10 protein-coding genes are annotated in these 10,635 nt (G+C 72.7%); 2 read left to right on the top strand and 8 right to left on the bottom strand.

Going from position 1 to position 10,635, the window contains the following annotated elements; translation table 11 throughout:
* The 3 genes from AB0G02_RS19425 to AB0G02_RS19415 all read right to left on the bottom strand — a co-directional run.
* On the bottom strand, positions 1-536 hold a 536-nt coding region (locus AB0G02_RS19425; RefSeq protein ID WP_360796100.1), incomplete at its 3' end, for an ABC transporter permease.
* On the bottom strand, positions 533-1,507 hold the full coding sequence (locus tag AB0G02_RS19420) for an ATP-binding cassette domain-containing protein (protein ID WP_360796097.1): 975 nt from the start codon (positions 1,505-1,507) through the stop codon (positions 533-535). The genes AB0G02_RS19425 and AB0G02_RS19420, both read right to left, overlap by 4 nt.
* A 48-nt stretch (positions 1,508-1,555) precedes the next feature.
* Positions 1,556-2,923: a cytochrome P450 gene (locus AB0G02_RS19415; RefSeq protein ID WP_360796094.1), complete on the bottom strand. Its 1,368-nt coding sequence runs from the start codon at positions 2,921-2,923 to the stop codon at positions 1,556-1,558.
* A 167-nt stretch (positions 2,924-3,090) separates the two neighbouring features.
* Between AB0G02_RS19415 and AB0G02_RS19410 the strand changes: the two genes are divergently transcribed.
* Entirely contained in the window at positions 3,091-4,515 is a 1,425-nt protein-coding gene (locus AB0G02_RS19410) for a WGR domain-containing protein (protein WP_360796091.1), read from the top strand.
* Positions 4,516-4,703: 188 nt separating this feature from the next.
* Positions 4,704-5,561, top strand: coding sequence for an alpha/beta hydrolase (locus AB0G02_RS19405; RefSeq protein ID WP_360796088.1), 858 nt, complete (start codon positions 4,704-4,706; stop codon positions 5,559-5,561).
* 76 nt (positions 5,562-5,637) lie between these two features.
* Here AB0G02_RS19405 and AB0G02_RS19400 read toward each other — a convergent pair whose 3' ends face one another.
* From AB0G02_RS19400 to AB0G02_RS19380, 5 genes are all read right to left on the bottom strand, one after another.
* Positions 5,638-5,940 (bottom strand): muconolactone Delta-isomerase family protein, encoded by a 303-nt coding sequence (locus AB0G02_RS19400; protein WP_360796085.1) that lies wholly within the window; start codon positions 5,938-5,940, stop codon positions 5,638-5,640.
* Between the two features lie 108 nt (positions 5,941-6,048).
* Complete coding sequence (locus AB0G02_RS19395) at positions 6,049-7,110, bottom strand: LLM class flavin-dependent oxidoreductase (protein ID WP_360796082.1); 1,062 nt, start codon at positions 7,108-7,110, stop codon at positions 6,049-6,051.
* Positions 7,107-8,672 (bottom strand): MFS transporter, encoded by a 1,566-nt coding sequence (locus AB0G02_RS19390; RefSeq protein WP_360796079.1) that lies wholly within the window; start codon positions 8,670-8,672, stop codon positions 7,107-7,109. The genes AB0G02_RS19395 and AB0G02_RS19390 overlap by 4 nt, the downstream gene beginning before the upstream one ends.
* 193 nt (positions 8,673-8,865) lie before the next feature.
* The gene (locus AB0G02_RS19385) at positions 8,866-9,579 is read right to left on the bottom strand and encodes a TetR/AcrR family transcriptional regulator (protein WP_360796077.1); all 714 of its coding nucleotides are present in this window, start codon (positions 9,577-9,579) and stop codon (positions 8,866-8,868) included.
* Between the two features lie 66 nt (positions 9,580-9,645).
* On the bottom strand, positions 9,646-10,635 hold a 990-nt coding region (locus AB0G02_RS19380; RefSeq protein ID WP_360796074.1), incomplete at its 5' end, for a methyltransferase.

Genomic DNA, 10,635 nt, shown 5'->3' with positions numbered 1-10,635 from the left:
GCCCGACGTCTACATCGCCATGGGGCAGACGGCGGAGAACCTGGCGCTGGCCAAGGGCGTGTCGCGGCAGGAGATGGACGAGTGGTCGCCGCCCACTCGACCGCCGTCGCGGTGGGCCGGAACCCGATGAGCACGGCCACGCCGAGGACGACGACGAGTTGGAGCAGGACTTGCAGCACGCTGCCCAGCACGTGTCCGGTCAGCACCGACACGCGGGCGATCGCCATGGTCCGGAACCGCGCGATGATGCCCTCCGCCATGTCCATCGCCACGGCCACCGCGGTGGCCTGGACCGCGCCGGCGACGGTGATCAGCAGGATGCCCGGCGTGACGTAGTCGACGTACGCGCCGCGACCGCCCGACCCGCCCGCCAGGCCGTCGCCCAGCGTGCCGCCGAGCACGTAGACGAACAGCAGCAGGAAGATGATCGGCACCGCGAGCAGCATCAGCATCGTCGAGGGGTTCCGCGACAGGTGCCGCAGCTGGCGGCGCAGCATCGTCATCGAGTCGCGGACCGCCAGGGTCACCGAGGTCATCGCGCGGTCACCTCCCCGGAGTCGGTCGTCGGAGCGGCGGAACGGCCGGTCACGGCGAAGAACACGTCATCGAGGTCGGGGGTGCGGACGGCCAGCCCGTCCACCTCGACCTCGGCGGCCGCGAGGCGGTCGAGCAGGGTCTTGAGCGAGCGGACGCCGCCGTCGCCGGGCACCCGCAGGACCAGCTCGTCGGCAGGCTCCGGTGCGACGCCCAGGGCCGCGGCGGCCGTGGTGAGGGTGCGGTCGTCGGTGAACCGCAGCTCGACGTGCCCGCCCGGCACCAACCGCTTGAGCTCGGCCGGCGTGCCCTGGGCGACCAGCCGGCCGTGGTCGAGCAGGGCGATCCGGTCGGCCAGCTGGTCCGCCTCGTCGAGGTACTGCGTGGTCAGGAAGACCGTCACGCCGTCCGCGACCAGGTCCCGCACCAGTTGCCACACGTCGCGCCGGCTGCGCGGGTCCAGCCCGGTGGTCGGTTCGTCGAGGAAGATCAGCCGCGGGTCACCGATGAGGCCCATGGCGAGGTCGAGCCGACGCCGCATGCCGCCCGAGTACGTCGCGCCGGGCTTCTTCGCCGCCTGCCCGAGGTCGAACCGCTCCAGCAGCTCCGCCGTGCGCCTCCGTCCCTCGGCCCGGCCGAGGTGGTGCAGGTCGGCCATGAGCCTCAGGTTCTCCTCGCCGGTGAGGAGGTTGTCCACCGCGGAGAACTGGCCGGTGACGGCGATCGACGCGCGCACGCGGTCGGGTTCGCGCACCACGTCATGACCGCAGACGCGGACCTCCCCCGCGTCCGCGCGGATGAGCGTCGACAGGATGCGGACCACGGTGGTCTTGCCGGCGCCGTTGGGGCCGAGCAACGAGAAGGTGGTGCCCTCGGGCACGTGCAGGTCGACGCCGTCGAGCACGACCTGGCTGCCGTAGGACCGGCGCAGCCCGGTCACGGCGACCGCCGCTCCGGTCGGGTTGTTCGTCATGTGGCGGACAGTGCCGCCACCCCGGATCAAGGCGGTTTCACCGCGGTTTCAGCGTTGCCCGGAGCGATCCCCGGGCGTGCGGCTGAACGCCCGCATCCGAAGCCTCCGCGGTCGGATCACCGCGGCCGCGGCGGGCCGGATGTCCTCCTCTCCCGGCACGTGCGCCAACCGCCAGCGGGCGACGATCGACGCCAGCGCCAGCGTGGCCTCCATCAGGCTGAACTTGTCACCGATGCACTTGCGCGCGCCGTTGGCGAACGGGACGAACGCGTGGCGCGCGGGTTTGCGGGCCGGGTCCCAGCGGTCGGGGTCGAAGCGGTGCGGGTCGGGGTGCAGGTCGGCGTTGTGGTGGATGGGGTACGGGCTGTAGGCCAGGACCGTGCCCGCCGGCAGTCGGTGGCCGCCCAGCTCGGTGTCCGCGGTGACCTGCCGGGTCAGCACGTACACCGGCGAGCGCAGGCGCAGCGTCTCGGTGACGACGCGCCCGGTCAGCTCCAGGGCGGGCACGTCGTCGGGTCCTGCCGTGCGGCCGGCCAGGACGGCGTCCACCTCGGCGTGCAGGCGGCGTTCGACGTCGGGGTGGCGCGCGATGAGGTGCAGCGCCCACGCGAGCGTGACGGCGGTCGTCTCGCTGCCGGCGAGGTGGAAGGTGAGCATCTGGTTCACCACCTCGGTGTCGGACAGCGTCCGCGCCGCGCCGGTCGACTCCTCGTCGTACCCGGCGAGGAGCGCGGACAGCAGGTCGCCCCGGTCGCCGCCCTCCGCCCGCCGGGCCGCGACGATCGTCTCGATGGTCCCCCTGATCCGGGCGTGCGCGCGCTCGAACCGGACGTTCGGCGGGATCGGCAGCTTGGTGAGCGCGCGGGGCATCATCATGCGCGGCAGGATGTCGGTCGCCAGCACGTCCGCGTCTTCCTGCGACTGCTTCAGCTCGGCGGGCGAGAGCGTGTCGGAGAACATGGTCGCGGTGAGCACGTTCGTGGTGAGCATCGCCATCTCCGCGGGCACGTCGAGCACCTGCCCGTCCTGCCACGCGTCGACCCGTTCAGCGATCTGCGCGGACATCGTGCGCCCGTACGCGCCGAACCTGCCGACGTGGAACGCGGGCTGGAGCAGCCGCCGCTGCCGGCGGTGCTCGGGGTGCGGGCAGGTGGACAGGTTGTCGCCCACCACGTCCCGCACCCGGTCGGTGAACGGGCCGCCCTTGTCGAACGTGCGGTCGTCCATAAACATCCGGTGCGCCAGCTCGGCGTCGCAGACGACGACCGCCTTGACCGGTCCCAGCGCGATGCGGACCAGCGGTCCCTGGTCCGCGAGCGAGCCGAGGAAACCCAGCGGGTCGCGCATCATGGGCCAGGCGTGCCCGAGGATCGGCAACCGACCTCGTGCCATGGGGATCCGCGTCGTTCCGGCCATGGGGTTCTCCTCCCGGTTCGCCTCCCCCATCGTGCCCGTCGACCACCGGCCGTCGACTGCGGGAAGCCGATCGGGACGTTCACGGCCGGGTGCCGGTGCGCGGGCGTTTTTTGTCGGTGCTCCCCGATAGCGTGCGGGCAGTCGATGTCGAAGGGGGAAGCCGACGCATGTCTGCCACGACGTACCTGGAGCTGTCCGAGGCCGGCGGTGGCGCGCACAAGTTCTACGAGGTGCGGGTCGAGGACACCGAGGTCACCATCACCTACGGGCGCATCGGGGAGCAGGGGCAGGTCAGGAGCGCGAGCTTCACCGACCACGCCAAGGCGCTCAAGGCGGCCGAGAGGAAGATCGGTGAGAAGGTGCGCAAGGGGTACGCGCCCGCCGTGAAGGGGTTGCGGCAGCGCCGTCCGGTGAGCAGGCGGCAGATCGTGAGCACCCGTTCGACGGCCCGCCAGGCGCCGGTGCTGTGGCGGTTCGCCTCCGGTGCGCCCGCGTTCGGGATCTTCGTCGACGACGATCAGGCGTGGGTCGGCAACGAGAGGGGCGACGTCTACACCCTCACCCACGACGGTCGGGTCACCGGGCGGTACGGGTTGCCCGACGCGGTCAAGTGCATCGTGGCCGACGACTTCTGGATCTACGCGGGGTGCGACGACGGCCAGGTGTACGACCTCGGGGCCAAGGTGCCCCGGGTGGCCTACGAGATCGCTGACGACGTCGACATCTACTGGCTCGACATCCACGACGGCGTGCTCGGCGTGTCCGACCGGCACGGCGGGGTGACGGTGGTGGACCACGAGGACGAGTTCCAGTGGTCGCGCCGGGCGAGCGGCGACGGCGGGTGGATGGTCCGCTGCTCGACCGAAGGCGTCTTCCACGGCCACTCCGACGGCGTCACCCACCACACCGACCGCGGCCGGCAGGTGTGGCACGCCGACACCGTGGGCGCGGTGCTGTTCGGCTGGCAGGAGCGCGGCGAGGTGTTCGCGGGCACCAGCCGGGGCCGGGTGCACCGGTTCGCCAAGTCCGACGGGCGCGAGACGGGCCACTACCGCTGCGACGCGGCCGTGTTCTCCTGCGCCACCTCGCCCGACGGCGAGTTCGTCTTCGCGGGCGACAACCAGTCCTCTGTGTACTGCTTCGCGGCCGACGGCACGCGGCTGTGGAAGCTCGCCACCGGCTGCGGCTCGGCGTACTCCATGCAGTACCGCGACGAGCGGCTCTACCTGGTGACCACGGACGGTTCGCTGGCCTGCCTCGACGCCGGCCCGGACGCCGTGCGCGCGGCCGAGCAGGGGCAGGTGCCGCCGCGCCATGACATCAAGGCGGGCAGCATCGAGCGCGTCGAGGCGACCGCCGAGGTCGAGGTGGTCTCCCACGTCGCGCCGGGTGAGGGCGTCGTCGTGGAGTGCGTGCAGGAGAACGGAAGGGTGCGGGTGCACGTCGTCTCGGACGGCTACGACCGCTCGTGGGGCGTGCAGTTCCCCAAGAACATCCGCGTACCGGGCGCCCGCTACCTGGTCTCCGAGATCCTCACCTCCGCCGGCGGCTCGTTCTACCGCACCCGAGGGGAGATCAAGCGCCTCCGCTGACCAAGGGCCGGGTCACCCCGAGTCGGATCACCGCCGTGAGGCGGCGGCGATCCGATGGTGGCGGTGATCCGGTGGTGGCGGCGGTGATCCGGTGGCGGTGGCAGCGGCCGTGGCGAGCGATCGACGGCGGGCGGCATCGCGACCGGTCCTGGGGCGGCGCTCTAGGGTGGCTGCCTACCGTCGCGGGCATGCCATTCATCTCTTCATACGACGGAACCAGGATCAGCTACCGGATCACCGGGTCCGGTCCCCTGCTGGTGTGCGTGGCGGGCGGTCCGCGGGCTCCCGGCTACCTGGAGGACCTGGGCGGGTTGAGCGCGCACCGGACCCTGCTGTACTACGACCACCGGGGCACCGGCGACTCCGCCACGCCCGCCGACCCGGCGACGTACGCCTACCCCGCCCTCGCGGACGACCTCGAAGCGCTGCGCGCGCAGCTCGGGCTGGCGGACGTGGACCTGCTGGCCCACTCCAACGGGACCGTGGTGGCCCAGGCGTTCGCCGCGCGCCACCCCGACCGGGTCCGCCGGATGGTGCTGATCGGGCCGGGCACCGAGCTGTACCCCGAGGGCGGTCACGACCTCGGGGAGATCCTGGCCTCGCACGGCGACGAGCCGTGGTACCCCGACGTCTCGCAGGCGGCGTTCGAACTGCTGAAGCTGCCGCCGGACGCCGATCCCGAGCGGGTCGTGGACGTGCTGGACCGGTACGCGCCGGCCGCGTACGCCCGGTGGACCGAGCGCCAGCAGCGGCACGCCGAGGTGCAGCGGAAGCTGCTGTCGATCCCCGCGTGGACCGGGTTCGCGAAGACCGACGCGGACCCGGCCGACGTCGTGGCGGCGCTGGCCCGGGTCACCGCGCCCGTGCTGGTCGTGACCGGCGACCGGGACGGCCTGACCGGTGTCGCGGTCGGTGACCTGGTCGCGGCGGCGTTCCCGGACAGCAGGCACGAGACGCTGGTCGACAGCGGGCACTACCCGTGGGTCGACGTGCCGGAGCTGTTCTGCACGACCGTGGAGCGGTTCCTGTCCGGCGGTGCCTCCTGACCTCACCCACCACGACCACGCGCACGGGTACGGGGCCGCCGGTGGACCGACGGCCCCGCGGTCGTGCGCGGGTCGGCTACTCCGGTGCCGAGGGGAGGTCGTTCGGGTCGAACGCACCGGTCTCGGCCAGCGGCGTGATCCCGAACTCCAGGTGCGGGCTGATGGGGTTGCCGTACAGGGCGAGCATCAGCTCCTCGTGCGACGCCACGTCGAAGATGCTCAGCCCACCGGACTTCCCGACCCGGATCCAGCTGTGGACGATGACCCCCTTCTCGATCAGGTCCAGCATGTACGCGTACCCCTGCGGCAACCGCCGCCGGAACTCGTCGGCGCTGATGCCCACCGGGGCTTGCGTGGTCGTGACGGCGAACAGGGCCATGAGCGGCTTCCTCCTGCGTCGACCCGACGCGCCGGACCCGTCCGGCGCCTTCCGGTGCCAGCCTGTCCGGCACGGCTGGAGATCACGTCGAAGGCCGCTGGACGGCGGTCAGCGCGAACGGGGCAGGGCGGCCACCTTGTCCTCCGCGTCCTCCGCGAAGCGCGGCACGAGGTCGAGCGACTCCGCGATCAGCTCGTAGCACCGCAGCCGGGCACCGTGGTCGTGGATCATGTTCATCACGATCACCTCGTCCACGCCCAGCGCGGTGGTCATCCGGGTGATCGAGTCGCGGACCAGCTCCGGCGTGCCGACGAGGTAGCGCGGCCACTCGAAGTCCTCGGCCGCCAACGGGTTCGGCGTCGCGCGGAACACCTCCAGCGCCTCCTCCGGGCTCGGCACCGGGCCGACCACGTTCTGGATGTGCCGGAGCCGGATCAGCAGGTGGCTGGCGTAGATCCGGTCCGCCTCCGCCTGGGTGTCGGCGCAGTAGACGCCCAGTCCCAGCACGACCTTCGGCTTCCCCGTGCGCTGCACCGCGGTGAACGCGCCGTGGTAGTCCGCGATCGCGCGCCGGGTGGACTGCGGGTTGATGAAGTGCGCGAACGAGTACGGCAGACCGAGCCGTCCCGCCAGCAGGGCGCTGCCGGGGCTGGACCCGAGCAGCCACACCGGTGGCGCCTGGGGCACGTCGGGCATCACGCGCGCCTCGCGGTAGGGGTGGTCGGCGGGCAGCGTGCCGTTGACGAACCCGACCAGGTCGGTCAGCTTGCGCTCGAAGTCGTCGACGTCCTCGCGACCGTCCGCGCGCCGCAACGCCCGCGCCTCCAGGTCGTAGGAACCCGCGGCGCGGCCGATGCCCAGGTCGATCCGGCCCGGGTACAGCGCTTCCAGCACCCGGAACGTCTCGGCCACCTTGAACGGGCTGTAGTACGGCAGCAGCACACCGCCCGCGCCGACCCGGATGCCGCTGGTCTCCGCGGCCAGCCGGGTCGCCATGATCTCCGGCGCGGTGCCCGCGTGCGAGGTCGCGCCGTGGTGCTCGGCCACCCAGTACCTCTCGTAGCCGAGCCGGTCGGCCAGGCGGGCCAGTTCGACGGTGTTGCGCAGGGCCTTGCCCGGGGTGTCCCCGGCGGCCACGGGCGACTGGTCCAGCACGGACGCTCTGATCACGTCTCCCCCTCCGTGGTGGGCGCGGCGGGTGCTCCGCCGGCGGTCGGCTGCTGCAGCTTGCCGGACTCGGCCGACCCGGCGGTCGATGTCGGCCCCTCGGGCGCGGCGCGGGTCGGCCCCGCGTGCGTCGGCACCGCAAGCGTTGGCGGAGCGGGTCGGGGCATCGCGGTGGCGGTCAGCACGGCCAGGACCGCGAAGCCCGCGCCCACCAGGAACGCCAGCCGGTAGCCCGACACCATGGCGTCCGCCCGGTCCGTCCCCGAGTCCAGGACCGACGTCGTCCGCGCGACCGAAATGGCCGCCAGCACGGCCAACCCGATCGCCCCGCCCACCTGGCGGGTGGTGTTGAACATCCCCGACGCGAGACCGGCCGACTCCCCCGGCACCTCGAAGGTCGCGGAGAAGCCGAGCGGCATCATGGCCACGCCGGTGCCGAACGTCACCAGCACCATCGGCAGCAGCAGGTCGGCCGGGTAGGTGCCGTCGGCCGGGACGAACGCCAGCCACACCAGCCCGAGGGCGGTGACCAGCGGACCGACCACGACGAGCAGCCGCACGCCGAACCGCTTCATCAGCACGGGCCCGCTGTAGGCGCCGCAGGTCATCGCCGCCGAGCCGGGGAGGAACGCCAGACCCGCCGCGAGCGGCGAGTAGTGCAGCACGTTCTGCATGTACAACGACAGGAAGTAGAAGTGCGCGATGACGGCGACGCCGAGCCAGAACATGGTCAGGTTCGCCACGCTGACCGAGCGGATGCGGAAGAACCGCAGGGGCATCACCGGGTGCTCCGCGAGCTTGCCCTCGTGCAGCACGAACCAGCCCAGCAGCGCCAGTCCGCCCAGCAGCGGCACGAGCGTCGACGGCGAGCCCCAGCCGTGCTGCCCGGCGCTCACCGTCCCGTAGATCACCGCGCTCAGGCCGAGTGTCACCAGCAGCGCGCCGAGCACGTCCAACCGCCGGTCGGTCGACTCGGAGCGGCTGTCGCGCAGCAGCACGAGCGCGCCGACGACCGCGACCACGCCGATCGGCACGTTGACCAGCAGGATCCACCGCCAGTCGATCAACCCGGTGAGCAGGCCGCCCAGCACCGAGCCGACCGCGGCCCCACCGCCGGCCACGGCGCTCCACGCGGCCATCGCCCTGGCCCGGGCCTGCGCGCCGACGAACGTGGTCGTCACCAGCGTGAGCGTGGCGGGCGACAGGACGCCGCCGCCGAAACCCTGCACCGCACGGGCGGCCACGAGCACACCGGGCGTCTCCGCCAGCGCGCCGACGACGCTCGCCGCGGTGAACACCACCAGGCCGAAGACGAAGACGCGCCGTCGACCGAAGACGTCGGCGAGCTTCCCGCCCAGCAGCAGGAACCCGCAGAAGGTCACCGCGTAGGCGTTGACGACCCACTGGAGGCCGGTGTCGGTGAACCCGAGGTCGTCGCGGATCGCGGGCAGCGCGACGTTCACGATCGACAGGTCGACGACCACCACGAACTGCCCCAGGCACAGCGGCGCGAGCACCACCCAGCCGGGTTCGGCTCGGTGCGCGGACGCGCCCGCGTCGGCCATCGGTTCCCCCTCACCCCCCGGACTTGGACTCACCAGTCCAAGACGCTAGCCCCGTTGGTCCAAGCCGTCAACGCGATCGGAGAACATGCCGCAACGGGGTGGAATCGGCGGAAGTCGTTGTGGCGCAGGGAAATGTGAACGTCGTCGTGCGTCGTCCCGGCAGCGGAGCCGGGGCGCTGCCGGTGGAGCGCGCTCAGTTCTCGGCCAGCACCAAGCGGACGGGCTCGGGAGCCGACGCGCCGCCCGCCCGCCGTGCCAGGTAGGCCCGGGTGAACATGTCCGCCGCCGACCGGCTGATCGAGTCGACCCGCTCCTTGGTCAGCGGGATCAGGCCGTACTGCGACGACTGCAGGCCCTCGAACGCCAGCAGCGCCACGAACTGGCTCGCGGCCCGGTCCGGGTCCGGCACCTCCAGGTCGCCCTGGGCCGCCAGGCACGCCACCCGCACCGTCAGCCACTGCACCAGCGTCGGGAGGCCTCCGCCGTGGTCGCCGCCCTCGCACGGCTGGTTCAGCTCCGGGTGGTGCGCCGCCTCCGCGATCAGCAGCCGCCGCACGGCGGACACCTTCGGGTCGAGCAGCACGCCGAGGAGCTGCCTGCCGACCTTCACCAGGTCGCCCTTGAGCCTGGCCGGCCTGCGCAGCAGGGTGTCGTCGACGACCGCACCCGCGTCGGCATCCGCCCGCGCGGCCTCCATGACGGCGTTGAACAGCCGTTCCTTGTCCCCGAAGTGGTTGTAGACGGTCTGCTTGGACACTCCGGCCTCGGTGGCGATGACGTCCACGTTCGCCCGCGAGTACCCCTCCCGGAGGAACACGTCGAGCGCCGCGTCCATGATCGCCCGGCGCTTGGCGGGCACGCCCCGCGGCGCGGCGGCACCGGTACCACGAGTTCCGACCGTCGTCACGGCGCACCCTCCCGCACCCCGGAGTTCGGACTCCCGAGTCTAGCAGCGCCGACGCCGGTCGAACCCTCATCGCTTGTGGCCCACCACCAGCGTTCCGGCGGGTCCGAGGGGTGTCGCGGTGATCGGGGAGAACCCCGCGTCGGCCATCCACCGGCGGCACTCGTCGGGCGTGTACTCCGACCCGCCCGAGGACCAGACGAGCATGTTCAGGCCGGCCAGCGCCGCGGCCGGTCGCGGGTTCGCCTCGTCCAGCATCGGGTCGTGGACGAGGACCGCCCCGCCCGGCGCGACCGCCTCGTACGCCTTGCGCAGGAGCAGCCGACGCCGCTCCACCGGCCAGTTGTGCAGGACGTGCCCGAAGATCAGCACGTCGGCGGCGGGCAGCGGGTCGGTGAAGAAGTCGCCCGGCACGAACCGGATCGCGTCAGCCAGGCCGGACGAGGCCACGTGCCGGTCGAAGTCCGCCTCGACCTCGGGCAGGTCGAACACGGCGGCGGTCAGCCGGGGGTGGGCCTCGACGAGGCGCACGGCGAGGGTGCCCCGCGCGCCGCCGACGTCGACGAACGAGCGGTACCCGCTCCAGTCCAGCCGGGCCAGCCGTGCGCCTGCGGGTGCGTTGAGCACGTCCATCGCGTCGAGGAACGAGGTCCGCTCGGCCGGGTCGTGGTGCAGCGAGTAGGGGTTGCCGTCGCGGGCGGCGGAGTTGTGCGGCTGGCCGGTGCGCAGGCTCTCCGCCAGCCCGTCCCACGCCGGGTGCAGGACTTCGTCGAGGAAGCGCAGGAACCCGCCGAGGTAGCCCGGCCGACCCGGGACGAGGTGCGCGTCGGCCACCGGCGAGTTGCGGTAGCGCCCGGCGTGCCGCTCCAAGAGCCCGAGCGCGACCAACGCGTGCAGGAAGTCCCGGACCGCCCCTGGGTGCAGCCCCAGCCGCGCGCACAGCTCGTCCGCGCTCGCCTCCCCCTCGGCCAAGGCGGTGAACACCCCGAGCCCGGCGGCCACGAACAACACCCGCGCCTTGCGCACGCCGGCCGCCAACTCCAACACCACCGCCGCCCC

Origin of the sequence: Actinosynnema sp. NPDC023658 (assembly GCF_040639995.1) — a bacterium.
Lineage (GTDB): Bacteria > Actinomycetota > Actinomycetes > Mycobacteriales > Pseudonocardiaceae > Actinosynnema.
Note: the sequence above shows the minus strand (reverse complement) of the source record. Positions and strands in the feature narration are given on the sequence as shown.